This window comes from Serratia sp. Ae19-1 (assembly GCF_059801225.1).
The window spans coordinates 538,360-563,479 of record NZ_JBCHWD010000001.1 but is presented as its reverse complement, the minus strand read 5'-3'; the positions used below and the strand labels follow the sequence as shown (position 1 = coordinate 563,479).

The 25,120-nt window shown below is 60.7% G+C and carries 26 protein-coding genes; 11 read left to right on the top strand and 15 right to left on the bottom strand.

The annotated features are described in order from the left end of the window. Positions 1-122: 122 nt before the first annotated feature. From AAIE04_RS02795 to trpS, 7 genes are all read right to left on the bottom strand, one after another. Positions 123-2,687: a putative mucin/carbohydrate-binding domain-containing protein gene (locus tag AAIE04_RS02795; RefSeq protein WP_498576444.1), complete on the bottom strand. Its 2,565-nt coding sequence runs from the start codon at positions 2,685-2,687 to the stop codon at positions 123-125. A 176-nt stretch (positions 2,688-2,863) separates the two neighbouring features. After that, complete coding sequence (locus tag AAIE04_RS02790; protein ID WP_004939471.1) at positions 2,864-3,328, bottom strand: YehS family protein; 465 nt, start codon at positions 3,326-3,328, stop codon at positions 2,864-2,866. Positions 3,329-3,437: 109 nt separating this feature from the next. After that, positions 3,438-4,337: a phosphonate ABC transporter, permease protein PhnE gene (phnE, locus tag AAIE04_RS02785; RefSeq protein ID WP_498576443.1), complete on the bottom strand. Its 900-nt coding sequence runs from the start codon at positions 4,335-4,337 to the stop codon at positions 3,438-3,440. After that, positions 4,334-5,197 (bottom strand): phosphonate ABC transporter, permease protein PhnE, encoded by an 864-nt coding sequence (phnE, locus tag AAIE04_RS02780; protein WP_019454695.1) that lies wholly within the window; start codon positions 5,195-5,197, stop codon positions 4,334-4,336. Before phnE (AAIE04_RS02780) ends, phnE (AAIE04_RS02785) begins: the two co-directional genes overlap by 4 nt. A 78-nt stretch (positions 5,198-5,275) precedes the next feature. Next, positions 5,276-6,208 (bottom strand): phosphonate ABC transporter substrate-binding protein, encoded by a 933-nt coding sequence (gene phnD / locus AAIE04_RS02775; protein WP_019454696.1) that lies wholly within the window; start codon positions 6,206-6,208, stop codon positions 5,276-5,278. 41 nt (positions 6,209-6,249) lie between these two features. Continuing rightward, positions 6,250-7,083, bottom strand: a complete 834-nt coding sequence (gene phnC, locus AAIE04_RS02770) for a phosphonate ABC transporter ATP-binding protein (protein ID WP_019454697.1) — start codon at positions 7,081-7,083, stop codon at positions 6,250-6,252. Between the two features lie 117 nt (positions 7,084-7,200). Further along, the gene (gene trpS, locus AAIE04_RS02765) at positions 7,201-8,208 is read right to left on the bottom strand and encodes a tryptophan--tRNA ligase (protein WP_019454698.1); all 1,008 of its coding nucleotides are present in this window, start codon (positions 8,206-8,208) and stop codon (positions 7,201-7,203) included. 290 nt (positions 8,209-8,498) lie between these two features. Between trpS and AAIE04_RS02760 the strand changes: the two genes are divergently transcribed. Then, positions 8,499-9,374, top strand: coding sequence for an NAD(P)-dependent oxidoreductase (locus AAIE04_RS02760; RefSeq protein WP_498576633.1), 876 nt, complete (start codon positions 8,499-8,501; stop codon positions 9,372-9,374). A gap of 33 nt (positions 9,375-9,407) precedes the next feature. Here AAIE04_RS02760 and AAIE04_RS02755 read toward each other — a convergent pair whose 3' ends face one another. The 3 genes from AAIE04_RS02755 to AAIE04_RS02745 form a co-directional block, all read right to left on the bottom strand. Next, the gene (locus AAIE04_RS02755; RefSeq protein ID WP_019454700.1) at positions 9,408-9,935 is read right to left on the bottom strand and encodes a cysteine hydrolase family protein; all 528 of its coding nucleotides are present in this window, start codon (positions 9,933-9,935) and stop codon (positions 9,408-9,410) included. Positions 9,936-9,960: 25 nt separating this feature from the next. Beyond that, positions 9,961-11,064 (bottom strand): suppressor of fused domain protein, encoded by a 1,104-nt coding sequence (locus AAIE04_RS02750; protein ID WP_498576442.1) that lies wholly within the window; start codon positions 11,062-11,064, stop codon positions 9,961-9,963. Positions 11,065-11,227: 163 nt separating this feature from the next. Next, positions 11,228-12,100, bottom strand: a complete 873-nt coding sequence (locus AAIE04_RS02745; protein ID WP_025160004.1) for an oxygenase MpaB family protein — start codon at positions 12,098-12,100, stop codon at positions 11,228-11,230. A 241-nt stretch (positions 12,101-12,341) separates the two neighbouring features. On the opposite strand from AAIE04_RS02745, the gene AAIE04_RS02740 reads away from it, so the two are divergent. The 4 genes from AAIE04_RS02740 (at position 12,342) to AAIE04_RS02725 (ending at position 15,577) form a co-directional block, all read left to right on the top strand. Then, on the top strand, positions 12,342-12,785 hold the full coding sequence (locus AAIE04_RS02740; protein WP_019454703.1) for an acetyltransferase: 444 nt from the start codon (positions 12,342-12,344) through the stop codon (positions 12,783-12,785). Between the two features lie 267 nt (positions 12,786-13,052). Beyond that, the gene (locus AAIE04_RS02735) at positions 13,053-14,078 is read left to right on the top strand and encodes a methionine ABC transporter ATP-binding protein (protein ID WP_019454704.1); all 1,026 of its coding nucleotides are present in this window, start codon (positions 13,053-13,055) and stop codon (positions 14,076-14,078) included. Beyond that, positions 14,071-14,739, top strand: a complete 669-nt coding sequence (locus tag AAIE04_RS02730) for a methionine ABC transporter permease (RefSeq protein ID WP_019454705.1) — start codon at positions 14,071-14,073, stop codon at positions 14,737-14,739. Before AAIE04_RS02735 ends, AAIE04_RS02730 begins: the two co-directional genes overlap by 8 nt. Positions 14,740-14,758: 19 nt before the next feature. After that, positions 14,759-15,577: a MetQ/NlpA family ABC transporter substrate-binding protein gene (locus tag AAIE04_RS02725; RefSeq protein WP_019454706.1), complete on the top strand. Its 819-nt coding sequence runs from the start codon at positions 14,759-14,761 to the stop codon at positions 15,575-15,577. A 35-nt stretch (positions 15,578-15,612) separates the two neighbouring features. Here AAIE04_RS02725 and AAIE04_RS02720 read toward each other — a convergent pair whose 3' ends face one another. After that, positions 15,613-16,257 carry a TetR/AcrR family transcriptional regulator gene (locus tag AAIE04_RS02720; protein ID WP_498056507.1) on the bottom strand — a complete coding sequence of 215 codons (645 nt, stop codon included), beginning with the start codon at positions 16,255-16,257 and terminating at the stop codon, positions 15,613-15,615. 176 nt (positions 16,258-16,433) lie between these two features. Here AAIE04_RS02720 and bhsA (AAIE04_RS02715) point away from each other — a divergent pair, with 176 nt between their 5' ends. From bhsA (AAIE04_RS02715) to dapF, 3 genes are all read left to right on the top strand, one after another. Next, a complete protein-coding gene (bhsA, locus tag AAIE04_RS02715; protein WP_019454708.1) occupies positions 16,434-16,691 on the top strand; it encodes a multiple stress resistance protein BhsA in 258 nt (85 codons plus the stop codon). Between the two features lie 193 nt (positions 16,692-16,884). Then, positions 16,885-17,142 carry a multiple stress resistance protein BhsA gene (gene bhsA / locus AAIE04_RS02710; RefSeq protein WP_443013097.1) on the top strand — a complete coding sequence of 86 codons (258 nt, stop codon included), beginning with the start codon at positions 16,885-16,887 and terminating at the stop codon, positions 17,140-17,142. A 113-nt stretch (positions 17,143-17,255) separates the two neighbouring features. Beyond that, positions 17,256-18,131 (top strand): diaminopimelate epimerase, encoded by an 876-nt coding sequence (dapF, locus tag AAIE04_RS02705; protein ID WP_498056508.1) that lies wholly within the window; start codon positions 17,256-17,258, stop codon positions 18,129-18,131. Here the strand turns inward: dapF and AAIE04_RS02700 are convergent. Then, the gene (locus tag AAIE04_RS02700) at positions 18,106-19,404 is read right to left on the bottom strand and encodes an SLC13 family permease (protein WP_063918979.1); all 1,299 of its coding nucleotides are present in this window, start codon (positions 19,402-19,404) and stop codon (positions 18,106-18,108) included. The genes dapF and AAIE04_RS02700 overlap by 26 nt on opposite strands. A gap of 85 nt (positions 19,405-19,489) precedes the next feature. After that, the gene (locus tag AAIE04_RS02695; RefSeq protein WP_084799111.1) at positions 19,490-20,395 is read right to left on the bottom strand and encodes a bifunctional helix-turn-helix transcriptional regulator/GNAT family N-acetyltransferase; all 906 of its coding nucleotides are present in this window, start codon (positions 20,393-20,395) and stop codon (positions 19,490-19,492) included. A gap of 502 nt (positions 20,396-20,897) precedes the next feature. Here AAIE04_RS02695 and amyA point away from each other — a divergent pair. Together amyA and AAIE04_RS02685 are read left to right on the top strand one after the other, a co-directional pair. Continuing rightward, positions 20,898-22,388, top strand: coding sequence for an alpha-amylase (gene amyA / locus AAIE04_RS02690; protein WP_498576441.1), 1,491 nt, complete (start codon positions 20,898-20,900; stop codon positions 22,386-22,388). Positions 22,389-22,508: 120 nt separating this feature from the next. Then, positions 22,509-23,357 carry a PA4780 family RIO1-like protein kinase gene (locus AAIE04_RS02685; RefSeq protein ID WP_019453901.1) on the top strand — a complete coding sequence of 283 codons (849 nt, stop codon included), beginning with the start codon at positions 22,509-22,511 and terminating at the stop codon, positions 23,355-23,357. Between the two features lie 9 nt (positions 23,358-23,366). Here the strand turns inward: AAIE04_RS02685 and AAIE04_RS02680 are convergent, their stop codons facing one another. After that, the gene (locus AAIE04_RS02680) at positions 23,367-23,585 is read right to left on the bottom strand and encodes a DUF7661 family protein (protein ID WP_019453902.1); all 219 of its coding nucleotides are present in this window, start codon (positions 23,583-23,585) and stop codon (positions 23,367-23,369) included. 69 nt (positions 23,586-23,654) lie between these two features. Here AAIE04_RS02680 and AAIE04_RS02675 point away from each other — a divergent pair, with 69 nt between their 5' ends. Next, positions 23,655-24,482, top strand: coding sequence for an AraC family transcriptional regulator (locus AAIE04_RS02675; protein ID WP_154746749.1), 828 nt, complete (start codon positions 23,655-23,657; stop codon positions 24,480-24,482). On the opposite strand, the gene AAIE04_RS02670 is transcribed toward AAIE04_RS02675, so the two are convergent. Beyond that, entirely contained in the window at positions 24,458-25,048 is a 591-nt protein-coding gene (locus tag AAIE04_RS02670; RefSeq protein ID WP_197667334.1) for a LysE family translocator, read from the bottom strand. The genes AAIE04_RS02675 and AAIE04_RS02670 overlap by 25 nt on opposite strands. Positions 25,049-25,120 lie beyond the last annotated feature (72 nt).

Sequence of the window (25,120 nt, the reverse complement as noted above, 5' to 3'; positions counted from 1 at the left end):
CAGCCCCGGCGAACGGGCTGCACCAGCGGCGCGCAACGGGAGAACAAAAAGAGTGCAATAAGGCAATGTGCAGAGGAAAACCGGGGCGGCGAAACTCACCGCCCCGGAAGGACTATGTGGAATCAGTCGTTGATGCGTTTCAAACCGACCGGCGTAATGCAGTAGGTCTGTTGCTTGCCCTTCTCCGCCAGCCGCACGTGCTGCATCTCGTTGACGATCGCCAGACGGTTGTCCGGCTCTTCATGCCGCAGATGGATCACCTCGCCGCCATAGCCCGACAGCGGCAGCACCCAGGTTTTGGCCGGTTGATTCTGGCTGCCGATGATGTCGTAGCTGAGCAAGGTACTACCGTCCGCATCCGTCACGCTGAGGAAGGCGTAGCTGTCGGCAAAGTAGTGGTGAGCAATCCCCGCCGCCAACGTTACGGTCACGGTTTTCTTCACCAGATCGACGGCACAGGTTAGAAACTGGCGATCGCCGATCCCTTTGGCAGCCACGGTAAACGCATTGCCGACGTTGGCGCCCGGCGGCGTATTGTCGGCAGGCAGGCAATCCCGATAGGTCGCCAACAGTGACTCGCGCTGCGGCTCGGCGAAGGCGCCGATCGCCAGATAAATATCGTCCTTGAACGACGACGGCGCGTAATAGGCTGGCAACAGGCGGCGTAAACGCTGCGCAGCCTGTTCCAGACGCGTCAGCAGCGCTTGTTCAGGATCGCCGGACAGTGCCGGGTTTTTCAGCCCGCTTTTTTCGATACGCAGCACGTTGGTTTTGTTTTTGTTATCGATAACTCCGGTCGCCGCCGGATTCAGGCGCACCCGGCTCGGCTCCACATGGTAAATTTCGATATCATCACCCTCGGCAAACGGCAGCTCGTCATGACTTAAGGTAGCCTGAGTGCCCTGAATCTCCTTGCTGAAGCGCACCGCGCCCTGTCGATCGCGCAGCGTCACCCGGGCATAGGTTTCACCCGGGAAGTAGGAGTGCGGCGTGGTGCTGGTCACGTCAACCACCACCGCCCCTTTGGCGCGATCGACGACCACGGTGGCGAAGACCGCATCGCTCAGGCCCAACAGATTGATCTCCTGTGAAACGATCGGCGAAGCAGCTTTACGCACGAAGCGAAGCGTCACCGCGTTTTTCCCCTGCTTCACCGTCAGGTAACCCGCCGTTGGCCGGTATTTGCGATCTTTGCCGGTCGGCAACCGCAGGGTGTACACGCCGATCGGCAACGCAGCCAGGGTCAGGGTCGGCGCGTCGATACGGACCTTGTGGGCATAGCGCGCCCCTTCCATCAGGATCAAATCCTCACCGTAGATCTGCGCAAAATCATCGATATCCAGACTCAGGGTGACATCGCCTTTCAGGCCGCTCGCCTTGAGCTGATAAGAATCGACCAGGCGCAGGGAGGAATCCAGCTTCAGCTGCGCCTGCATCGCCGGCAAACTCTGCGCATCCACCAGTTGATACAGCGGATATACCGCCTTGGCGTGGCTGAACGCGTTGAGATCGCGCTGCGTTTGCGTGATCACGCCGCCGGTCAACTCGACGAACGGCGTCACGTCGATCTGCTCGCTGGCCGCGGCGAAGCTTGCCGACAGCAGATCCAGCAAGGCATGTTCTGACGGCACGAAGCCCGGCGTATTGCAGCTTTGGCGATACTGCTGATTAAAGTGCGTGAAGGCGTTCTTGCCAGCCTTGTCGACCATCAGCATCGCGAAGAACAGCTTGGAGCGCAGATCCCACTGGTTGAGCGGCGTGCCTTGAGCGATCAGATCGACGATTTTCTTCTCGACGCCGGCCGCGTTGCCGTAGTTATACAGCCACCCCTCCCGGTACTTGCGTTCCCCCAGCATCACGTCCTGATAGCAAGCGGCATAAATATTGTTCCACATCTCACCGGTGGAGAAATATTTATCGCCCATAAAGTGCCCCTGATAGCCGTGCGCGATCTCATGCAGGCTGCCCCAGTTGCTGTCTTGTGGCGTCAGCCAGAAGCTGCTGACCGAGTCGCTGGTTTCCGCCGTCCAACGGCCGCCGTAATACGCGGCGCCGGCGCCGTGTTTATCGGCCTTCATAAAATAGCGGTTGTGAATATTGCGATCGGATTCGTGTTCAGCCTCGAACGAGACGCCGGTCAGCGCATTGTAGAAAGTGAAAATGCGGTCGTAGTAGGCGATCAGCCCGTCGATGTTTTTCGCTTCGCCCAGCGACTTCAGCGCCGGTTTACTGATTTTCGGCACCAGCAATACGGCGTATTCCGCATCGATCAGGGCAAACTCGGCGTCCCGATCGTCCCAACGGGCAAAGAATGCGGCTTCGTTTTCGCCACGGCGATAAACCGGCAGCGCTTTCGCCGTGTCCGGATAGTCGAACTCCAGTACCGGTTCGCCCTGCCCGTACGGCGTATCGATAAAGGGTACCGAGACAGCATTGACCTGGGCCTCGACCCAGCTCGCGCCGACGCTGAATTCAGCCTCCGTTTTGCTGTCGTCATTCAGCAAGCGCAGCGTTAACTTGCCGGTAAACGCCGCGTTGGTCTGCCGCACGCGCAGCACCTGCCCGGCGGCGAGAATGATGCCCAGGTGCTGGCGATCGTGGTCGATGCCCTTGCTCATGCCTGCCGCATCCAGCCAGACCGGCCGGGTCAATGTGTAGAGTGATTGGGTTTTCGTGATGGTTGGCATCCTGCTTTCCTCATGGTTAGGGGATTGAATTGACCATGAAAAAGTAACCGGATAGGCGGCGCGCCCTCCATCGATGACGGATGGCTGAGGGCCTGTACAACAACGGCAGGCGGGAGAGAGATAATAAAAAAGGCGCAACCTTGCGATTGCGCCTGATGCTCGGTGAACGCTGCGCGTTACTCGCCGCGAACGCGCTGCGCCAGCCCTTTGAGGAAGTAGCGCAGCATCTGATCGCCGCATGGGCGGTAGTTCTTGGTGCCCTCTTTGCGGAACAGCGCGCTCAGTTCCGGCTTGGAGATGCGGAAATCCACCGCGGTGAAGATCTGGTGCATGTCGGTGTCTTTCAGCTCGAACGCCACGCGCAGCTTTTTCAGCACCAGGTTATTGGTGATCGGCAGTTCAACCGCCGGCGCCGGGAACTTGTCGTCCTTGCCGCGTTTGAAGAACACCAGGCCGTTGAGGAAGTGCGCCATCACTTCGTCCGGGCACTTCTCGTAGCCCGGCTCGCCTTCTTTGATCACGTAAGCGTCCATCGCCGACACCGCCACTTCGAAATCGTCCAGTTTGATAATCTCGACCATTTTGGCGTTGTTAATGCTCAGCATATAGCGCACGCTGCGCAGCACGTCGTTGTTCATCATGGGATTGCATTGCCTTTACTTGTCTAACGGGGACGTGCGCACATTGCGAAACGAAATGACTGCCACACACCTTGAATGTGCGGCAGTATAGGGATCGGCAAGGGGTTTCTCAATCGATTTGGCTTTTTTGCTGATACAGCGGGATATCTTCGCCGATAATGTACTTGTTGCGCAGCAGCGAAGAGACCTTATCCATGATCATCACCACCACCACCAGGATCAGGGTGATGAACATCACCACGTCCCAGTTCCACAGCCGCATGTTCTCCGCATACACCAGGCCGATGCCGCCGGCGCCGACGAAGCCCAGCACCGCCGCAGAGCGAGTGTTGGATTCGATCTGGTACAGGCTGAGCGCCAGAAAGGTGGGGAACGATTGGGTGAAAATGCCGTAGCGGTGCTTCTGCAACCCGTTGGCGCCCACCGCCGTCAGGCCGCGGCTCGGGGACTTGTCCACCGCCTCGTGCCCTTCCGCGTACAGTTTGCCCAGCAGCCCGACGTCCTGCATCACGATAGCCAACACCCCGGCCAGCGGCCCCATGCCGACGGCGCGCACGAAGATCAGCCCCCAGATAGCCATGTCGATGCCGCGCAGCACGTCGAGCAAGCGGCGCACCAGCACCGAAACTGGCCGCAGCAGCGGCGTCGACATCACGTTGCGCGCGGCGAAGAACGACAGCGGCAGCGCGATCAGCGACGCGGTGATCGTCCCGGCGAACACGATGGCGATGGTGATGCCAATCTGCTGGAAGTAGTACATGAACGGCCAGTTGACGAAATCGTGCCAGACGAACATGCGCAGGAAATAGCGCCCCAGCTGCTGGCAGCCGTTGATAAACTGCGGCCAGCTAATGCCGAAGACCAGGAAGAAGAACACGTAGTACAGCACGATCGCCAGCGCGATCAGGCCGACGGTGCGCAGGTAGCGCCCCTGCTGCGCGAAGATCGCCGGATGCTGCTGTTTTAGCTGGCGCAGCGTTTCCGCCGACGCCGGAGTGCCCGCTGTCATTTTGCCCCCTCCACCACGCGCTTGCGCAGTTCGCCCGACACATAGTCGAGCACGGAAACCACCACGATGATCAGCAGCAGCGTCATGCTGACCTGATCGTAGCGGTCGAGTTTAATGTTGGTCATCAGCTCCTGGCCGATGCCGCCCGCGCCCACCAGCCCCAAAATGGTCGACTGGCGGAAGTTGATCTCCAGCCGCATGAAGCTGTAGGAGAGAAACACCGGCTTCACCTGCGGCCACAGGCCGAAGCGCATGCGCTGCAGCGGCGTCGCGCCGCAGGCCGCCAGCCCGCGCACCGGTTTGTTGGAGGCGGTTTCGATCGATTCGTAGAACAGCTTGGTCAGGCTGCCGATGGTGTGCAGCGCCAGCGCCAGGAAGCCGGGAATGGCGCCGATGCCGAACGCCATCACGAACATCACCGCCCACGCCAGCTCCGGCATGGTGCGCAAGAACGCCACCAGCGTGCGGATCGCCAGCCGCACCGAGGCCGGAGTATAGGTGTTGCCGGCCGCCAGGAACGCCAGCACGGTCGCCACCAGCACCGAGAAAATGGTCGCCGCCAGCGCCAGCTGCAGGGTCTCCCAAATCAGCGGCAGCTGAATGTTCAGGCGGTAACCCCAATAGGCCAGCGAGCCTTCGGTGCGCCCGTCGGCGAACAGCAGGTGCCAGTGCAGCGTCGGAATGGTTTCGGCCAGGTAGTCGAAGAAGTGCGGAATAGACACCCAGACAGTGTGCAGGTTGAACTCGGCGAGGTTGCCGGCGCCCAGGTACAACACCACCAGCCCGAGCGACCACAACAGCGCTTCGCGCTTTTGCTTGCTGCGGATCCGTTGGTAATAGTGTGCGAAATCGGTATTCAAAACAGGTCTTCCATCTTTATGGAACAAGGGGTTCAGCACGCTGAACCCCTTCATTCGGACGGCCGAGGCAGCCGGGAATTAACGATCGCCTTTGGTCAGCTCGCGCTTCATATCGATGATGTTCTGGTATTCCGCCAGGGTGGTGTCGCCGATGTGCTGCTTGCCGCCCATCGCTTTGATAAAGCACTGGTGATCGTCTTTATCCAGCTTCTTGATGGCGGTGACCACTTTGGCCTTGAAGTCGGCCGGCAGCGAGTTGCTCACCAGGATCGGGCCGTTCGGGATCAGCGGCGACTGCCAGATGATGCGGATCTGTTTCATCAGGTCCGGGTGATCCATGCGGATCATGCGGGTGAACGCGCCGCTGGTGTAGCCGGTGTTGTAATCGCCGATCATCGACGCCCAGGTTACCGCGCCTTCGAACTGGCCGTTCAGCACGCCGAGGATGTCCTGCTCGTGGCCGCCGGAGAAGGTGACGCTGGAGAAGGTGTTGTTGTATTTGTTGTCGACCGTGCCACCGAACAGCTTTTTAAACGCCTGGTTCGGGATCAGGAAGCCGGAGGTGGAGTCCGGATCGGCGAAGCCGATGGCCTTGCCCTTCAGGTCTTCCAGCTTCTGGTACGGGCTGCCGGCCTTCACCACCACGACCGAGTGGTAGCCGCGCGACTGGTCGACGTCGTCGACCGCAATGCCGACGATGTCCACCGCTTTCGGATCCTTGATGTAGACCGAAGCGAACGAGGACGGCGACATGCTCAGCACCAGATCAATCTTGCCGCCCAGCAGGCCCTGGATCACGCCGGAATAGTCGGACGAGTTGCGCAGCTTGGTATCGACGTTCAGCTCTTTATCCAGGAACTGCTTCACGCACTGGTTATCGCCGATCTGCTGGGTGGCGTTCTGGCCGCCGAGAATGCCCAGGTTCAGCTCTTTCGGCGCATCCGCTGCGGCAGCATTAAAGACCATCATCGCGCCGGCCATCAGGGTGGTCAGACTCAATACTTTTTTCATTAGGTGTGCCTTGTGTGTAAAGGGTAAAGGTCAAAAGTGCTTCAATGGATCTGATTGGCTTCTTCGCCATACAGCTGGTGCAGGATCCGTTCGTTCAGTTGCGAAGGATGCCCGTCAAACACGATCTTCCCGTGGGCGATGCCGATCACCCGCGAGCAATACTCTTTCACCAGTTCGACCGAGTGCAGGTTCACCATCACCGCGATGCCGTCTTCGCTGATTTTCTGCAGCGCGTCCATGATGCGGCGGGTGTTTTTCGGATCGAGCGACGCCACCGGCTCATCGGCCAGCAGGATTTGCGGGTTTTGCATCAGCGCACGGCAGATGGCGACGCGCTGCATCTGGCCGCCGGAGAGGTGCTCGGCGCGCTGCAGCGCATGCGGCAGCATGTTGAGCCACTGCAACAGCTCGATGGCGCGAGCGCGGTCGGCGTCATCGAACAGTTTGAAGAAGGATTTCAGGGTAGACGTGTGGCTCAGACGACCCAGCAGCACGTTGGTCATCACGTCCAGCCGCGGCACCAGGCAGAAGTCCTGGAAGATCATGCCGCAGCGCGCGCGCCACTGGCGCATCTGGCGGCCGGCAAGCTGGGCGATATCCTGCGCCACGCCATCGTCTTCGAAGTGCAGCATCTCGCCGCAGCTGGAAGGGATGGTGCCGTTCAGGGTGTGCAGCAGCGTGGACTTGCCCGCGCCGGAACGGCCGATCACCGCCACGAACTCGCCGGCGTGCAGATCGAAGTTGATGTCATCCAGCACACGCTGCTGCGCTTTGTAGGCCTTGCCGAGTCCCTTTACCGATAACACTTTGCGGGATGCGGCGGCGTGCTGCCCTGGGAAGTCGTGCTGTGCCAATTTTAACAGTGCCTGAGCCATATGATTTCTCTGGTTTCAGTGGCTAATCATTATGGGCACCTATTAACGAATAAGTTTATGACAGTGGGATGATGGTTTTATGGCCGGGGCGTGACGCGTGACGCCCCGGCGTGCGCATCATTCCAGGCTAAAGAAGTCCAGCCCCAGCGCCGCCTTGACCTGCTGCAGCGTCTGCTGGCTGACCTGATGCGCGCGGCGGGTGCCGTGCTGCAGGATGCGCGTCAGCTCGCCTTTATCGGCGATGAATTCGGCGCGGCGGGTGCGGATCGGCTCGAGCAGGCTCTGCAGGCAATCCTCCAGCAGCCGTTTGATTTTCACGTCCCCCAACCCGCCGCGGCGGTAATGCGCCTTCAGATCCGCCACCAGCGCGGCGTCGTCGCAGAAGGCGTCCAGGTAGGTGAACACCATGTTGCCCTCCACCCGGCCGGGATCGCTGACGTTGAGATGACCGGGATCGGTGAACATGCTCATCACCGCCTTGTGCACCTCGTCGGCGCTGGCGCCAAGCTGGATGGCGTTGCCGCGCGATTTCGACATCTTGCCCTGCCCGTCCAGCCCCGGCAGACGCCCGACGTTGCTCAGCAGCGGCTGGCACTCCGTCAGTACCGGTTGGCCGACGATATGGTTGAAACGCCGCACGATCTCGTTGGTTTGCTCCAGCATCGGCAGCTGATCCTCGCCGACCGGCACGTGGGTGGCGCCAAAGGCGGTGATGTCCGCCGCCTGGCTGACCGGATAGATCAAAAAGCCGGCCGGCAGGCTGCGGGCGAAATCCTTCTCGGCGATTTCATTTTTCACCGTCGGGTTGCGTTCCAGCCGCGCCACGCTGACCAGGTTGAGATAGTACATCGTCAGCTCGGCCAACGCCGGCAGCGCCGACTGCAGGCAGATCGTGGTCTTGTGCGGATCGATGCCCACCGCCAGATAGTCGGCCACTACGTTGAGCACGTTGGCGCTGATTTTTTGCGGGTTGTTGCCGTTGTCGGTCAGGCCCTGCAGATCCGCCACCATCACCGTTTGGTTATGCTGGTGCTGCAGTTCGACGCGCTGGCGCAGCGAGCCGACGAAGTGGCCTAAATGCAGTGGGCCGGTGGCGCGATCGCCGGTAAGAATGGTGTAACTCATGGCAGTGCTCCTGAAGGTCAGTACACCGCCGGATCAACGCCACAAAAAATAATGCCGCCAAACCGGCGGCATTAAAAAGAGATGTGGATACTCGTGCCGCCTCAGAAAAGGCGCCACCATGACTGATTGTGGGTGGAAGGCATCGATATATTCATGCCATCAAGGTATACCCGCAGCGGCAGCACGTCAATAGCCCGCCGCCGGTGCGTAAGACGGCGTTACACTCCGGCATTTGCGTTCCTGGCCCGGCGCGCTAGGGTAAAACCTTCAACCTGAAAAAGGAGCGCATGATGAAGATCGGATTTGCCGGACTGGGTGGGATGGGCAGCGCCATGGCGGCCAACCTGTTGCAGGCGGGCCTCGCATTAACGGTATGGAACCGCTCGCCGCAGGCGGCGCAGCCGCTGGTCAGCGCCGGCGCGCGGCAGGCCGAGCGGCCGGAACAGTTGGCCGATGCCGATGTGCTGATCACCATGCTGGCCGACGACGCCGCCACGCAGCAGGTGGTGGTGGGCAGCGGGTTGCTGCAACGAATGAAACCGGGCGCGTTGCATATCAATATGGCGACCATCTCGGTCGAACTCGCCAAACGCCTGACGGCGCTGCATGCGGAACACGGCATCGGCTATCTCGCCGCGCCGGTGCTGGGCCGGGTCGACGTGGCCGCCGCCGGCAAGCTGAATATTCTGGCGGCCGGCGAGAGCGAGCTGCTGAAGAAAGCGCAGCCGCTGTTCGATGCCCTCGGCCAGAAAACCTGGCACTTCGGCGCCGATCCTGCGCAGGCCAACGTGGTCAAGATCGCCACCAACTTTACCTTGGCCAGCGCCATTGAAGCGATGGCGGAAGGCAGTGCGCTGGTGCGCAACTATGGCGTGTCCGGCACCGACTATCTGCAGATGCTGAGCAGCACCGTCTTCGCCGCCCCGGCCTATCAGGGCTATGGCGCGCTGATCGCCGCCGAGAAGTATTCCCCGGCTGGATTCCGGCTGGCGCTGGGGCTGAAGGACGTCGGGTTGGCGCTGGCCGCCGGCGCCGACAGCCATACGCCGATGCCGTTCGCCGGGGTGCTGAAAGACAACTTCCTCGACGCGATGGCGCAGGGGGATGCGGATCTGGATTGGGCGGCGCTGGCCAAGGTGGCGGCGCGGCGGGCAGGACTGAAATAACGAACGGGGGCCGAGGCCCCCATTTTTCCGTTCTCAGAACACGATGTCCACCGCAGGCACGGCGCGGATCGGCACGCCGAAGCTGTCGATATTCGACAGCGTCTCGTTATGGTGGGTGCGGATCAGCAGGCCGTCGGCATAGGATTTGTCGTGGCAGGTATGAGCATCCGCCGCCAGCGTCACCGGATAACCGCGCGCCGCCGCGCTACGCACCGTGGTATCGATGCAAAACGGCGTGGAGTAGCCGCACACCACCAGCTGCGAAACGCCGTTGGCGATCAGCAATGCGCCCAGCGAGGTGCGCAGGAAGGAGTCCGGCGTGGTTTTCTCCACCCGGTGGTCGCCCGGCGCCACCGTCAACGCCGCAAGCACTTGCCAGGCGGCGCTGCCGTGCGGCAGTTCGTCGTCCGGCGTGTGGTGCTGAATCACGACAACCGGCGCGCCGGCCCGACGGGCGCGCTCGCTCAGCAGATTGATGCGCGCAACGGTGCCCGTGGCATCCGCCGGCGGCGGCGTAAACAACCCTTCCTGCACATCGATAATCAACAGCGCGGCGGTCATGGCAGCTCCTGAAGAGTCAATCGCATCAGCACACCGGCTGGCGCGGGCGGAAAATATGGTCGACGCCCTGCTCGCGCAGCCGGTTCACCAGATCGTGCCCGCCGTTCGGCGTGGCGTGCGCCAGTTGGCGTTCGGCGGTAAACACCGGGCTGGCCCAGAACAGGTTCACCGGGTCGCCGTACTGCGGCGGCAAAGCCAGGTGCGCGTTATATGGGTAGAAGGACGACGATAAAATATAGCCCTCGTAGCCCAGCGGCGCCACGTCCGACTCCAGCGTATGCCCTTCGCCGATCCAGGTTAGCCGCGCCCACGGCGCGTGCGCGAAACCGGCCAGCGCGCTGGCCATCTGCACCGCGTTGTCTTCGGTCATGTATTGACTGTCGATGGCGATCGCCATCTCCATGCGGCGATAGCGCGAAGCCTCGTCGTTGAACAGGATCTCCACCCACGGCATCGGCCGGATGCTGACCCCCATGGTGAGAAAGTAATAAATGCCGTCGCGCTCGTGCTGGGTGATGGCCATCGGCGGCCACTTGCCCTGATCGATGGCGTAGTATTTTACCGAGGGGCCGAAATGCTGCTCATAGCGCGCCTGAAAATCGCGCTGCATCTTCGGCCACGGATTGCCCTCTTCACGCTGCCAGCTGCGCCAGAATTGGCGGGTGCTCTCCGCCTGCGCATATTGCGTGTTGGTCGAGGCCGAACCGAGCGGATAGGCCAACGGGCTCTCCTTGATGCAGCTGGCGGAATAGCACACCGAATGGTCGATATACAGGCTCCAGCCGGGGATCACCGCCAGCAGTTGGCCGTAATACCACAGGGCTGCGCCGTCGTCGCTTTCGCTCCACACCACCATCAACCCTTCCGGGTTCAGCGGCGCTTCCCCTTCCAGGTTGCGGCAAAACTCCGCCGCCAACATCGGCGGCTGCCCTTGCTCCAGCGCGGCGCGATCTTCCTGCAGCGGCGCGGCGGCCAGATTGCGCAGCCAGCAGGCACGCACCTGATAGCGATCGCTGTAGGCTTCGGCGGGATAGATGTAAAAATAGGCTGCCCGGTGATCTTGCTGAACCACCGCGACCAGCGTCTGGTTCTCATTGCTGACTTCAGCAAGTACGTATGATTCGTTCATATCACCTCAATAGGGTCAGGGCGCGGCAGAATCGGCTGCGCGCCAAAAATGGAATGTGGCTTTGCCCCCAAGTGTAAAACGCATTACTGGCCGGATCACCCGTAAAAGTCTCAAAAGCGGCCGTAAACGAAGATAAACAAAGACTAATTATAGCGGCTGTGGCTTATGACGGCTGAGTAATGCGCCGCACCGCGCGCTGATAGGAGCCGTTGCGCATCGACGCGCCCAGCACCTTGCCGAGGCCTGCGGCGCCCGTTCGCACCAGCCGCCGCCGCAGCGCGCCCGGCTGAAAACCGAACTGCCGCTGCGCCCAATCGGGCAACAGATCGATGCCCGCCTGCATCACCACCCTGCCGAGCGGGCGCGCCAATGCGCTCGGCGCCGGCGCCTTCAGCAGAATGCGTGCCACCTCTTGAGTCCGTTCGTCGCACACCAACTGCGGCCGCATCGTCTGCAGGTACTCTTCGACCTCCGCGCAGGACTGGGGGATGGCGGTCGCCCCCAACGCAGCGGCTATCCGCGCCGCTTCGCGATAGTATTGATCCTGTAAATCGCGGGAAAGATGGGGATTGCGGTAGCGCAGGTGGCTGGCCAGAAAACGGCTGCTCTCCGCCACGTGAACCCAGGTGAGCAGCGCCGGATCGCTGGCGGCATAAGGCGTGCCGTCGCTGCCGACGCCGGTCACCCGCAGATGGATGGCTTTGACTTTGGCGATCAGCCGCTCCGCCTCGGCGGTCGGGCCAAAGGTGGTGACCGACACGAACTGGCTGGTGCGGCGCAGGCGGCCAATCATATCTTCGCGGAAGTTGGAGTGATCCCACACCCCGGCCAGCGCCAGCGGGTGCAGCATTTGCAGCAGCAAGGCGCTGACGCCGCCACACAGCATCGGGGTGAAATCGCGGTGTACCTGCCAGATGACCGACTGCGGGCCGAACAATCCCGGATCGCCCGGCGGGTTCTCGAAGTCGACGCCGCCGAGCGCCAGCCCGGTCAGGCTGAGCACCTGTTTTTCTATCGCTGCGCGTACCGCTTCCATCCTGCCGCCCTCTTGCTGGTTCAGCGGCCAGTGTATCATGCGGCGAACGCCTCATTGCGCCATGGGCGGTTGAAAGCATTAACTTGCTGAATTACAGTTGTTATACCGCTTGCAAGAAGGCGGGCTTATTCGATCCACTGCAGAGGCGCTTTGCAGGGCGTTAACCCACGTTAATTCGGCACTAACCCCACAAAACCTCTATCTAGTTTCTTTTCCTTCAACTTAGATAGCAGAGAGTTCGATGATTACCATCAGAGCACGCGCGGCGGAAGACAACGCGCAATTGGCAGATATCTGGCTGCGTTCGGTGCGCGCCACCCACCATTTTTTAACCGAAGACAACATCGCGCAGTTGTTCCCGCTGGTGTTGAATGACTACCTGCCCGCGGTCAACGTCTGGGTGGCCGAAGACCAACCGGGGCATCCCTGCGGCTTTATCGGCCTGAACGGCAACAAGGTGGAGATGCTGTTTATCGATGCCGATCAGCGCGGCCAAGGCGTGGGCAAAGCGCTGTTGACCCACGCGGAAACGCTGCACGATGAGCTGCAGCTGGACGTGAACGAGCAAAATCCGCAGGCCAGCGGCTTTTACCGCCACTATGGGTTTGTCATCACCGGCCGCTCGCCGCTCGACGGCCAGGGCAACCCGTTCCCGCTGCTGCACATGAAGCTGGACAAACGCTAGCCCGCCATCGCCGGCCGCCCTGCGGCCGGTTTTTCCCCTCCACGTTTCGCCCGCCGTTATATATATCAAACAAGAATAAGTAATAGATTTTACATTCTTCCTGTCACTATAAACCCTCGGTAGGATTGCCCGGTATTCACCCGCAACAGCGGTTCCGTCCGCCACTTCCCGCCGGGCTGTGCCCCGCCGATAAGCCGAACGATCCCTGTCCGGCGCAACGCGTTCCGGACGGAATGCTGTGATGTATCGATAAGGATTCGCTTCGCTATGATCGTTCTTTCGAACGTTTGCAAAACTTTTGACAGCACTCAGGGCCCCGTCGTGGCGGTAGACGACGTCAGTCTGGCGGTAGACGCCGGGCAAATTTACGGCATCATCGGCTACAGCGGCGCCGGTAAAAGCACGCTGATCCGCCTGCTCAACGGGTTGGAAACACCGACCCGCGGCCGCATTGAGGTGGGCGGTTTCGACATCGCCCGCGCCAAAGGCAGCCATCTGCGCCAGGCGCGGCTGAAAATCAGCATGGTGTTTCAGCACTTCAACCTGCTGTGGTCGCGTACCGTCAGCCAGAACATCGCGTTTTCCATGCAGATCGCCGGCGTGCCCAAGGCGCGGATTGCGCCGCGCGTGGCGGAGTTGATCGCGCTGGTCGGCCTGCAGGGGCGCGAAGACGCCTACCCGTCGCAGCTCAGCGGCGGCCAAAAACAGCGCGTCGGCATCGCCCGCGCGCTGGCAAATAATCCGAGCGTGCTGCTGTGCGACGAGGCCACCTCGGCCCTCGATCCGCAGACCACCGACGCCATTCTCGATCTGCTGCTGGACATCAATCGCCAGCTGAAACTGACCATCGTGCTGATCACCCACGAGATGCATGTGGTGCGCAAGATCTGTCACCGCGTGGCGGTGATGGAGAACGGCCGCATCGTCGAAGAAGGCCCGGTGCTCGACGTCTTCACCCGACCGCAGCAGCCGATCACCCGGCAGTTCGTCAAACAGGTGTCGCAATATGCGGACGCCGAAGAGAGCTTCAACCCACGGCTCACCGCCCACCTGCCGGGCGCGATCTTCAAGCTGACCTTCGTCGGCGTGCAAACCCACCAGGCGGTGATTTCCGAGGTGATCCGACGCTACGCCCTGACCGTCAACATTCTGCACGGCAAGATCAGCCACACCCTCAACGGTTCGTACGGCGAACTGTACATCCACGCCGAAGGCAACGAACAACAGGTCGCCGACATGCTCAAGTTGCTGAACGAAAGAAACATCGCCGTCGAGGTTATCCAACATGATTGAATCCCTGTTCCCCCACCTGCGTCTGGATCAACTGTGGGACGCCACCTGGGAAACGCTGTACATGACCGGTCTCGCCGGTTTGGCCACGCTGGTGCTGGGTATGGTGCTCGGCGTGCTGCTGTTTTTAACCTCGAAAGGGCAGCTGTTGCAGAACCGAGCGGTCTACTCGCTGATCTCCGTGCTGGTCAACGTCTTCCGTTCCATTCCGTTCATCATTCTGATCGTACTGCTGATTCCGTTCACCAAGTCGCTGATCGGCACCATTCTCGGCGCCGACGCCGCCCTGCCGGCGCTGATCGTCGGTGCGGCGCCGTTCTACGCCCGGCTGGTGGAGATTGCGCTGCGCGAGGTCGACAAAGGGGTGATCGAGGCGGCGCGCTCGATGGGTGCCAAAAACCGCACCCTGATTTTCCGCGTCTTGCTGCCGGAGAGCTCGCCGGCGCTGGTTTCCGGCATCACCGTCACTCTGATCGCGCTGGTGAGCTACACCGCGATGGCCGGGGTGATCGGTGCCGGCGGCCTGGGCAACCTGGCCTATCTGGAAGGATTCCAACGCAACCACAGTGACGTGACGCTGGTGGCGACGCTGACGATTCTGCTGATCGTTTTCGTCATTCAGTTCATTGGCGACACCCTGACAAGAACGCTCGACAAACGTTAATTAACCAAGGAAAACGATGATGAAAAAGCACCTACTGATGTTGGCTTTCGCCTCCGTCGCCACCCTCGCCTCCTATGGCGCCGCCGCGGCGACCAAGCTGGTGGTCGGCGCCTCCAACGTGCCGCACGCCGAAATCCTCGAACAGGCCAAACCGATACTGGCGAAGGAAGGCATCGATCTGCAGATCAAGCGCTTTCAGGATTACATTCTGCCGAACACCGCCCTGGCCAGCCACGACATCGACGCCAACTACTTCCAGCACGTGCCTTACCTGAACTCGGTGCTGAAAGACCATGCCGATGACAAGAGCTACGACTTCGTCAGTGCCGGCGCGATCCATATCGAGCCTATCGGCATCTACTCGAAGAAGTACAAAAGCCTGAAAGATCTGCCGGACAACGGCAAAATCATCATGCGCGACGCGGTGGCGGAAGAAGGCCGTATCCTGTCAATCTTTGAACAGCAAGGCGTGATCAAGCTGAAACCGGGGGTGAGCAAGGTGGATGCGCGCATCGCCGACGTGGTGGAAAACCCGAAACACCTGAAGTTCCAGGCCAACGTTGAGGGCGCGCTGCTGCCGCAGATGTACAACAACGACGAAGGCGACGCGGTGGTGATCAACGCCAACTACGCCATCGACGCCGGGTTGAATCCCACCAAAGACCCGATCGCGGTCGAAAGCGGCGAAAACAACCCGTACGCCAACATCATCACCGTGCATAAAGCCGACGTGAACAAACCGGAGATCGTGGCGCTGGTGAAGGTGCTGCACTCCAAGCCGATTCAGGACTTTATTCGCGAGAAGTACCAGGGCGCGGTGATCCCGGTCAATCAGTAATGCTTTACGGTGCCCGGTGAAAACCGGGCCCGTTATTACACCTTATTGCCTATCTGGCTGAGCCGCGGCCACACCAGCATCAGCGCCTCGAGCAACCGCAACAGATCGCCCCGGTTTGCCCCTTCGCGCGCCTGCACCGACATGCCTTCAATGGTGCAAATCACGTATTTCGCCAGCAGCGCGGTGTCGGTTTTCGCCAGCAGTTCGCCTTGTTGCACCTTGCGATCGAAGCAGGCTTTCAGCGCCGCTTCCTGCGCATGATGTTTCTTGCGCAGCATCTGGGCGACGTCGTCGGAAGCGGACGATAGCGCGGCGGAGGCACACACCATAAAGCAGCCTGACGGCGTATCGGGGTCGGTAAACACTTCGACGGAAGAACGCACGTAGGCCTCGACGATCTCGGCCACCGGCAACGCCTGTTCCAACAGTTGGTTGGTGCAGGCGGTATATTTTTGCAGATAGCGCTCCACCGCCGCGCGGAACATCCCTTCCTTGTTGCCGAACTCCGCATACAGCGTCGGTGCTTTGGCGCCGGTCACTTCCACCAGATCGGCCAGCGAAGTGGCTTCATAACCGTGCCGCCAGAACAGATCGAGCGCGCTTTCCAGCGCCCGGTCGCGATCAAATTGTTTCGGTCTGCCACGGCTTTTCTTGCCGCAAACCGCTTCATTGATGCTCATCGCTCCTCTCCTATCCCGCTCCACGGCAGGGTTAGCACAAATAACTTAACGATCATTATAAAAAAATATTGCGCCCGCGTCGAGAACCGATTAGCATTTAGTTATCGATCGTTAAGAAAAATTAGCGAACCGGATTAACACTCTCTATTCACCGTTATCGGAAAGGAATTAACATCATGAAAAACTTAAAATTAACTCTAGCAGCCCTCGCTCTGGCCAGCGTTTCCTTCGGCAGCTTCGCCGCTGATTTAGTCAGCAGCCAACCGGCCGACCAGCAGAAAGTGGGCGTCATCACCGTCAGCGGCGCATCCGATCTGACCTCACTGGAAAGCAGCCTGGCTGCGAAAGCCGATCAGGCCGGTGCAAAATCCTTCCGCATCATCGGCGCCGGTGGTAACAACCAGCTGCACGGCACTGCTGAAATCTATCAATAACAAAGCATTACACTCACGGACTGCACGACTTTCTGCTCACCGCGCCAGGGCGTAAGAAAAAAATTAATTAACGAGCGTTAAAAAATACTTGCAATCCGTCAAACCGGCATCTAACATTAAATTATCGATCGTTAATTAATTTAACGACCTTACCAAACAAACATTGTAAAGAACACAGATAGGAAATAAGACCATGAAAAACCTGAAAATTACCATCGCCGCCATCGCACTGGCCTCCGTCTCCTTCGGCAGCTTCGCCGCCGAACTGGTCAACGCTCAACCGGCCGATCTGCAAAAAGCCGGCGTCGTCACCGTCAGCGGGGCATCCGACCTGAGCAGCCTGGAGAACAAACTGGCGGCCAAAGCCGACGCGGCGGGCGCAAAATCCTTCCAGATCATCGCGACCACCGGTGACAACAAGCTGCACGGCACCGCGATCATCTACAATTAATTGCCAGACCGGCAATCGTGCAAAAGGGCGGCTTAGGCCGCCTTTTGTTTGTTTTGACGCCAACATTCTGTTGTAAGCTGTAGCCACCTTTTCTTGCTGAGCCGAGCAACGCCATGACTCCCCTGCTGTTCCACAAATATCACGGGCTGGGCAACGACTACCTGGTGTGTCACCGTGCGGTCGCCGACCGCTTGAATCAGGAGCAAATTCGTCTGCTGTGCCATCCGCATTACGGCGTCGGTTCCGACGGCCTGCTGATCGACAGCGGCGACGCCGTCAATCCCACCCTGCGCATCATCAACCCGGACGGATCCGAAGCGGAGAAAAGCGGCAACGGTCTGCGCATCTACGCGCGCTATTTGTTCGACATCGGCCGCATAGGGCATCAACCGTTTCTGGTGCACACCGCCGGCGGCGACGTGCGCTGCCAGGTAGCGGAAGACCCGCATCAGATCACCGTGGAGATGGGGCGCGCCAATTTCAGCCCGGCGGCCCTGCCGGCGTTGATCGATCTGCCGGAGGCGCTGAACTACCCGTTGCCGCTGGAGGAAGAGACCTTGAGGGTGTCGCTGGTGTCGATGGGCAACCCGCACTGCGTGGTGCCGGTTGAAAAACTGGATCTGGCACAGGTGCGCCGGCTAGGGCCGCAGATTGAACGCCATCCGCTGTTCCCGAAACGCACCAATGTACAACTGGTGGAAGTGGTCGATCGCCAGACGCTGCGCATCGGCATCTGGGAGCGCGGCGCCGGTTTCACCCTGGCCTCCGGCAGCAGCAGCTGCGCCGCCGCCAGTGTGATGCGCAAGCTGGGACGAGTCGACGATCGGGTCAGCGTACGGATGCCGGGCGGCGAGCTGCAGATCGCCTTCAGCGGCGACTTTCAGGTCAGCATGCGCGGGCCGGTGCATAAAATCGCCACTCTGACGCTGGACGAAGATTGTTTTGCCGGCGGCGCGGGGTTGTTTACGGGATCCACCCCAGCAGCCTGAACCACAAATAGTCCAACGGCACCAGCAGCGCGAAGCTGAGCAGCGCCAGCAACAGGCACAGCTTCAGCCCCTCGCGCGCCGGCACTTTGCCCATCCCCATCGCCACCACGATCGGCGCAGCCTGATACGGCAGCAGCGGCGTGGCGTAACCGATCACCTGGGTCATCAACACCGTCAGCAGCGGTAAACCGCTGCCCGCCGACAGCGCCTCCGCCAGCGGGGTAAACAGCGCCGGCACGCCATTGGCGGTCACCACGAAATTGAGCAATGCGGTGATCCCCACCAACGCGCCGAACGCGGTGAACGGCTTGCCGTGCAGATCCGGTATCGCCGTCAACAGCACGCCGCCCAGCCGATCGCCAAGACCCGAATGGCTGACCAGCGCGGTCAGGCCCAAGATCCCCGCGACATAGATGCAGGTGCGCACGTTGACCCCGACGGCGAACTGCTCGCCGTTGAGAAAACCGATGCGCGGCAGCAGGCAGCAACACGCCGCCGCCAACCCCACCCAGGCGGGAGCGATGCCGTGCCAGCTGTCGGTCATCCACAGCAGCACCGTGACGCCCAACAGCGCGATCAGCCGCCATTCGGCGGCGCTGAGCGGAGGTTGCGCCGCCATGGCCGCCACCGGCTGCGGCCGGGCGCGAAACAGGCCGCAAATGCACAGCGTCAGCAGCGCGCCTTTGGCTACCCCGAGAACCGGGGCGTGCAGCAGCAGATAAGTGAGATAAGCGAAGTGGCTGCCGTAGGCATTTTCCGCCGCGCCGCTCATCACCAGGTTGGGCACGTTGGCCGGCAGAATGCTGGCGGAGAGCTGGAAGGTGCCGAACCCCACCGCCAGCGCCAAACCGATACGGCCGCGTGACCCTTCCGCCAGCCCGGCGCGCTCGGCCAACGCCATGACGATCGGCATCAGCAGCGTGATGCGCCCCATATTGGAAGGCATGACAAACGCCAACGCATAGCTTATCGCCACTACGCCGCCCACCAGGCGGAGCCAGGAACCGGACAGATGCGGCAAGAGTCGGTTGGCCAGGCGATCCGCCAGCCCGGTGCTGCGGATGGCGGTGCCCAGTACGAAGCCACTGAGCACCAGCCAGAATGCGGAAGACGCAAAACCGGAAAAGGTCACCGCGGCGGGCGCCAGCTGCAACACCATCACCGCCGCGAAGAACAGCAGCGCGACCACATACTCCGGTAAACGGGCGCTGGCCCAGAGCACAATGACCACCAGCGTAACCAGCGCAGACAGCGCCATCGGATCCCCCAACATCCTTCTCCTCCCTGATAAAACGTTATGATTGTTATCAAACGGTTAACAGGGTGACACAAGGCGCGGGCGCTAACCTTGAAACCGCTCACATATCGTCGTTCTGCAGATTTTTCAGCATGCACACGTTGCAACCGTGGTGGCCGGTATTGCCGCGCCGCTCCGTCAGCAGCGTGAAACCGAGCGCGTAGTACAACCCGATCGCCTCTTTCAACTGCTCGGTGGTTTCCAGGTAACAGTAGCGATAACCCGCCGCCCGCGCCGCCTTCAGCGCCTGCACCACCATATGGCGCGCCATGCCCAATCCGCGCGCGCCGGGTTTGAAGAACAGTTTCTGCAGTTCGCAATAGCCGGGCTCTTCGCCGGCCAGCGGTGCCATGCCGACGCCGCCCACCACCTGCCCGTCCCGCTCCAGCACCCAATAGCGGCCGCCGTTGTCGCGATACAGGCCGGTCAACCGATCGAGATCCGGATCGTGCAGGCTGACCCCCTCCATCTTGTCCATGCCGTACTCGCGAAACACGCCGCGAATGATCGCCGCCATCGCCGCATCGTCGCGCGCGGCGATCGGCCGTACCCGCAGGTTGGCGTCGCGCTGTTTGCGCGCGCTGCGCAGCGCCGCGGTCATCTTTTTCATCGCCGCAGTGGTGCTCGCCAGCTCATCGTCGTCCAACTGCGCCAGCGCCGCCTGCATAAAACCGTCGGCGTCGTTCTCGATGCCGGCCAGCGTCTTGCCGCCCGGTTTACTCAACCGATGGAGGCTGTGCCGCTTGTCATCCGGATGATCCACCGTCTCTATCACGCCGGCGGCGACCAGGCTGCGCAACGCCCGGCTGGCGCTGGCCTTGTCAATGCACAATCGGGCCGCCAACTCCGTGACGCCGAGCGGCTGCTCGCTGACTTCGATCATCAGATGGATCTGCAGCGGCGAAAAGCGCGAGCCGTTGCTCTGCTTGTTCAACATGCCGAATTCTCTGACCAAACTGCGCGCCAATGCTCTGAAATCCCTGATGTTCACGGCGTTATGCTCCTCTGTGCTCTCTCGTTCGCTCTGCGTTGCGACAGATTATTGGTTGATAGTGTTACCTAATTTAGAACATAACGATAACGCATAAATAATTGCGAATGAATAACCAACGGCGTGAGCGGATATGTCAAAACATTTCATTAAACAGAATTTTAAACTTATAAATAACGATAAATTGAATTTAAATATTAAATAATCAATTAAAATTGAAATAAAAATCAAATAAAAAAGGGCGCAAAAACAACAAGAATAGAGACAACAAAGAAAACAAAACATATCCAATTGAAAAATAATAATAAAAATGAATAATCAAAAAGATTGATAGCGACAACTTCACCGCTATCTCGTTAAGGTCGGTTACATATTTCCTTCCGCCCCCGCTCTTCTCTCTGCGTCATTTACCCTTTTGCCAAAAGTAGCCCATGCTTTTAACTGCTCCTCTCCTTCTGGCTAACCGGGACGCTGGCTCATGACGCAAAAAACCACCCTGCTGCAATTTTTCCACTGGTATTACCCCGACGGCGGCAAACTGTGGCGGGAGGCCGCCGAACGCGCCCCGCACCTCGCCGAACTGGGCATCACCACCCTGTGGCTGCCGCCCGCCTATAAGGGCGCTTCCGGCGGCTACTCCGTCGGCTACGATACTTACGATCTGTTCGACCTGGGCGAATTTGACCAGAAAGGCAGCGTGGCCACCAAATACGGCGACAGGGCGGCGCTCGAACATGCCGCCACTACCCTGCGCGAACACGGCGTGGGGGTGATCTACGACGTGGTGTTCAACCACAAGCTCGGCGCGGACGAAAAAGAACGGGTGCACGTGTTCAAAGTGGATGCCAACAACCGCAATGACATCGACGACCAGGGCTTCGACGCGCTGGCCTATACCCGCTTCACCTTCCCCGGCCGCCAGGGCATGCACTCCGAATTCATCTGGGATTACAAATGCTTCGGCGGCGTCGACTACGTTGAGCAACCGGACGACAAAGGGGTATTCAAAATCGCCAACGACTATGGCGACGACGGTTGGAACGATCAGGTCGACGACGAGAAAGGCAACTACGACTATCTGATGGGCGCCGACGTCGAGTTCCGCAACGCCGCCGTGACGGAGGAGCTCAAATACTGGGCGCGCTGGCTGCTGGACAGCCTGCCGTGCGACGGCTTCCGCCTCGACGCCGCCAAACACATTCCCGCCTGGTTTTTCAAAGAGTGGGCGGATCACGTGCGCGGCAGTGCGCAACGCGACCTGTTTATCGTTGCCGAATACTGGTCGCACGATCTCAGCGCGCTGCAACAATACATCGAGTTGGTGGACGGTAAGGTGATGCTGTTCGACGTGGCGCTGCACCTGAAGTTTCATCAGGCGTCGAAACAGGGCGACGGCTTCGACATGGCACAGATCTTCACCGATACCCTGACCGCCGCCGATCCGGCCCATGCGGTGACGCTGGTCGCCAACCATGACACCCAGCCACTGCAGTCGCTGGAAGCGCCGGTGGAACCCTGGTTCAAACCGCTGGCCTACGCGCTGATCCTGTTGCGCGAACAGGGCGTGCCCTGCGTGTTTTACCCAGACCTGTATGGCGCCAGCTACCGCGACAAAGGGCGCGACGGCGGCGAATACCAAATAGACATGCCGGCGATCCCGGAGCTGGAGAAACTGATCGCCGCTCGCCAGCGCTTCGCCAACGGCCCACAAACCGACTACTTCGACGACAGCCACTGCGTGGCCTTCAGCCGCGCCGGCACCGCCGAGGCCCCCGGCTGCGTGGTGGTGCTGACCAACGGCGGCGAGAGCGGCAAGACGGTCGCGCTCGGCGCCGATCTGGCGCACACCGCCTGGCGCGATTTCCTCGGCAACCGCCAGGAAGAAATCACTACCGACGATCAGGGCAGCGCCCATTTCCCGGTCAATGCCGGCAGCGTCAGCGTTTGGGTGCCGGCCGCCAGCCTGTGAGCGCCCGCCGCCGCGTAATGATGACGCGGCGGCAAAACTAATGTTTGCCTTTCGGGTCTAACTTACGCTATCAACTGCGCAAGCCATTCACACCGGAGCCTAAATAGGGTACAAGGCTGCATGAAAATTCCAAAACGACTCCAGCCGCTGGTTGATGACGGGTTAATCGACGAAGTCATCCGCCGGTTGAAAAGCGGCAAAGAAGCCGACGTGTTTATCGTGCGCTGCGGCGATGAGATCCGCTGCGCCAAAGTGTACAAAGAGGCCGAGAAGCGCAACTTCAAGCAGGCCGTTCACTATCAGGAAGGGCGCAAGGTGCGCAACAGCCGCGACGCGCGCGCCATGAGCAAAGGCTCCAAATTCGGCCGCCAGCAGCAAGAGGAAGCCTGGCAAAACACCGAAGTGGACGCGCTGTATCTGCTGGCCAAGGCCGGAGTGCGGGTGCCGCAGCCGGATATCTGCCTGGACGGCGTGCTGCTGATGGAGCTGATCACCGACGAAGAAGGCCTGGTGGCGCCGCGCCTGAGCGATGTCACCCTGACGCCGGAACAGGCGCGCGCCGATCACGCCCTGATGATGAACTACGCGGTGCGCATGCTGTGCGCCGGGCTGGTGCACGGCGACCTGTCGGAATTCAACGTGCTGATGGATAAAGACGGGCCGGTGATCATCGATCTGCCGCAGGTGGTGGACGCCGCCGCCAACAACCACGCCAAAAGCATGTTCGAACGCGATATCGGCAATCTGGCGGAGTATTACGGCCAGTTCGCACCGGAGCTGCGCGACAGCCAATACGCCAAAGAGATCTGGGCGCTGTATCAGGAAGGCAACCTGACGCCGGACAGCGTGCTCAGCGGCCGGTTCAGCGAAATCCAGAAGCGCGCCGACGTCGGCTCGGTGCTGGAAGAGATCCAGGCCGCCAGCGAGGAGCACCAACGCCGGATGATGGCGCGCAATACGGAAGAGTAACGCGCCGCGCTATTCGACGCGAAACACGTCAGGCCGCTGCGGCGTCGCCGCCTCGTGATAGATATCCCCCAGATAGCCGGCGATCTCCTCTTCGCGCAGTTCGGCCGGCAGCACGATATCGTAGTTGGGGGAATACTTGCGCTCCGGCAGCGTCACGCGGAACAACCGCCATTCGTCCCCGATGCGCTTCACGCCCACCAGGCGGCCGAACACGTTAAAAATCATCATCCGCCATTCCCCCTCTCGTCGCTTTCAGGCTATAACACTGTGATGCCGCCGCAGTGAAAAGGAAAGCGTATGAGTGAAAAAACGCCGCAGTTCTGGCGCGATCCGCAGTTGCCGTTTGTCGAAGCACGCGCCATCGAGGATGGCCGCCAGGTGTGCTACAGCCTGCACAGCCACGAATTCTTTTCCATCGGCGCCATCACCGGCGGCATCAGCACCTATGTCAACGGCGAGCGGCGCATGCAGGTCGGCGCCGGCGATCTGGTGATCATCAACCCGCAGCAGGCGCATGCCTGCAACCCGATAGCCGACCGCCGTTGGTCGTACATCATGTTCTATCTCGATCTCGCCTGGATCGGCGCGCTGCAGCAGGAACTGCTCGGCGGCGACGGCGACCGTTTTGTCCCCTTTAGCCAACCGCTTAGCCGCGATCCAGAGCTGTTCAGCGGCCTGAAGCGGCTGTACGCGCTACTGACGGCTCCGCAGTGCGGCGCGCTGGAAAAGCAGATCGCCATGGTGGAGTATTTCAGCGCCCTGCTGCGCGCGCTGGGCGACATCCGCCATCCCGAAACAACGCCGCATCCCCGGCTGGAAGCGGCGGCGGCGTTCATCGACGCGCACTGCACACAGGCACTGACGCTGGAAGACATTTGCCGCGCCGCCGCCCTGTCGCCCTCTTACCTGATCCGCGCCTTCCGCCAGCGTTACGGCATGACGCCGCACGCCTATCTGGTCAATCGCCGCGTGCAGCACGGCCACCGCCTGTTGAAAAGCGGCCTGCCGATCGCCGCCGCCGCCAGCGAAAGCGGTTTTGCCGATCAGGCGCACTTTCAGCGCACCTTCAAACAGCTGTTGGCCGCCACGCCGGGCCAGTATCAAAAACCCTCAGCCAGCAGATAGCAGGCGCTGGCCGCCAACAGCAGCGCCATCGCACGGTTGAAACGCTGCACGTTGCGCGCCTGCCTGAGCAGGCCGCGCAGCATCGCGCCGACATAGGCCCAGCAGGCCACCGAGGCATAGCAAATCACAAAGTAGAGCCCGGCGAACTGCCACAGCAGCAGCCAATCGCCGTCGCCGACAAAGGCGCCGAGGCTGGCCACCGACGCCAGCCACGCCTTGGGGTTCAGCCATTGCATCAGCGCACCGTAGCGCCAGGAAGGCGGCCGTGCCGCGCCGCGGCCCAAATTGCCATCATCAAACGCCAGGCGATAAGCCATAAACAGCAGGAAGGCCACACCGGCCCACTGGATCAAGCGGGTCAACGCCGGCCACAGGATCAGCAGCTGGTGCATGCCCAATCCCAGCAGCACCAACAACAGGGTAAACCCCAGCGTGGCGCCGAACACGTGACGCTGAGTCGCGCCAAAGCCGAATTGCGCCCCGGCGCTCAATGCGACGATGTTGACCGGGCCGGGGGTGATGGAGGCCGCCAGCGCAAACGCGGCCATAGAGAGGTAAATGTTCATGATAGGCACCTGAGAAAATATTCACAGGCACCAGAGTGCCGGGCCGCACCGACCCGGTATTGAACAGAATTG

What these genes read in the sequence shown, in the direction of transcription:
- AAIE04_RS02795 (WP_498576444.1), bottom strand. Translation starts at nt 2,687, where the DNA reads ATGCCAACCATCACGAAAACCCAATCACTCTACACATTGACCCGGCCG.
- AAIE04_RS02790 (WP_004939471.1), bottom strand. Translation starts at nt 3,328, where the DNA reads ATGATGAACAACGACGTGCTGCGCAGCGTGCGCTATATGCTGAGCATT.
- phnE (WP_498576443.1), bottom strand. Translation starts at nt 4,337, where the DNA reads ATGACAGCGGGCACTCCGGCGTCGGCGGAAACGCTGCGCCAGCTAAAA.
- phnD (WP_019454696.1), bottom strand. Translation starts at nt 6,208, where the DNA reads ATGAAAAAAGTATTGAGTCTGACCACCCTGATGGCCGGCGCGATGATG.
- phnC (WP_019454697.1), bottom strand. Translation starts at nt 7,083, where the DNA reads ATGGCTCAGGCACTGTTAAAATTGGCACAGCACGACTTCCCAGGGCAG.
- trpS (WP_019454698.1), bottom strand. Translation starts at nt 8,208, where the DNA reads ATGAGTTACACCATTCTTACCGGCGATCGCGCCACCGGCCCACTGCAT.
- AAIE04_RS02760 (WP_498576633.1), top strand. Translation starts at nt 8,499, where the DNA reads ATGAAGATCGGATTTGCCGGACTGGGTGGGATGGGCAGCGCCATGGCG.
- AAIE04_RS02755 (WP_019454700.1), bottom strand. Translation starts at nt 9,935, where the DNA reads ATGACCGCCGCGCTGTTGATTATCGATGTGCAGGAAGGGTTGTTTACG.
- AAIE04_RS02750 (WP_498576442.1), bottom strand. Translation starts at nt 11,064, where the DNA reads ATGAACGAATCATACGTACTTGCTGAAGTCAGCAATGAGAACCAGACG.
- AAIE04_RS02745 (WP_025160004.1), bottom strand. Translation starts at nt 12,100, where the DNA reads ATGGAAGCGGTACGCGCAGCGATAGAAAAACAGGTGCTCAGCCTGACC.
- AAIE04_RS02740 (WP_019454703.1), top strand. Translation starts at nt 12,342, where the DNA reads ATGATTACCATCAGAGCACGCGCGGCGGAAGACAACGCGCAATTGGCA.
- AAIE04_RS02735 (WP_019454704.1), top strand. Translation starts at nt 13,053, where the DNA reads ATGATCGTTCTTTCGAACGTTTGCAAAACTTTTGACAGCACTCAGGGC.
- AAIE04_RS02730 (WP_019454705.1), top strand. Translation starts at nt 14,071, where the DNA reads ATGATTGAATCCCTGTTCCCCCACCTGCGTCTGGATCAACTGTGGGAC.
- AAIE04_RS02725 (WP_019454706.1), top strand. Translation starts at nt 14,759, where the DNA reads ATGAAAAAGCACCTACTGATGTTGGCTTTCGCCTCCGTCGCCACCCTC.
- AAIE04_RS02720 (WP_498056507.1), bottom strand. Translation starts at nt 16,257, where the DNA reads ATGAGCATCAATGAAGCGGTTTGCGGCAAGAAAAGCCGTGGCAGACCG.
- bhsA (WP_019454708.1), top strand. Translation starts at nt 16,434, where the DNA reads ATGAAAAACTTAAAATTAACTCTAGCAGCCCTCGCTCTGGCCAGCGTT.
- bhsA (WP_443013097.1), top strand. Translation starts at nt 16,885, where the DNA reads ATGAAAAACCTGAAAATTACCATCGCCGCCATCGCACTGGCCTCCGTC.
- dapF (WP_498056508.1), top strand. Translation starts at nt 17,256, where the DNA reads ATGACTCCCCTGCTGTTCCACAAATATCACGGGCTGGGCAACGACTAC.
- AAIE04_RS02700 (WP_063918979.1), bottom strand. Translation starts at nt 19,404, where the DNA reads ATGTTGGGGGATCCGATGGCGCTGTCTGCGCTGGTTACGCTGGTGGTC.
- amyA (WP_498576441.1), top strand. Translation starts at nt 20,898, where the DNA reads ATGACGCAAAAAACCACCCTGCTGCAATTTTTCCACTGGTATTACCCC.
- AAIE04_RS02685 (WP_019453901.1), top strand. Translation starts at nt 22,509, where the DNA reads ATGAAAATTCCAAAACGACTCCAGCCGCTGGTTGATGACGGGTTAATC.
- AAIE04_RS02680 (WP_019453902.1), bottom strand. Translation starts at nt 23,585, where the DNA reads ATGATGATTTTTAACGTGTTCGGCCGCCTGGTGGGCGTGAAGCGCATC.
- AAIE04_RS02675 (WP_154746749.1), top strand. Translation starts at nt 23,655, where the DNA reads ATGAGTGAAAAAACGCCGCAGTTCTGGCGCGATCCGCAGTTGCCGTTT.
- AAIE04_RS02670 (WP_197667334.1), bottom strand. Translation starts at nt 25,048, where the DNA reads ATGAACATTTACCTCTCTATGGCCGCGTTTGCGCTGGCGGCCTCCATC.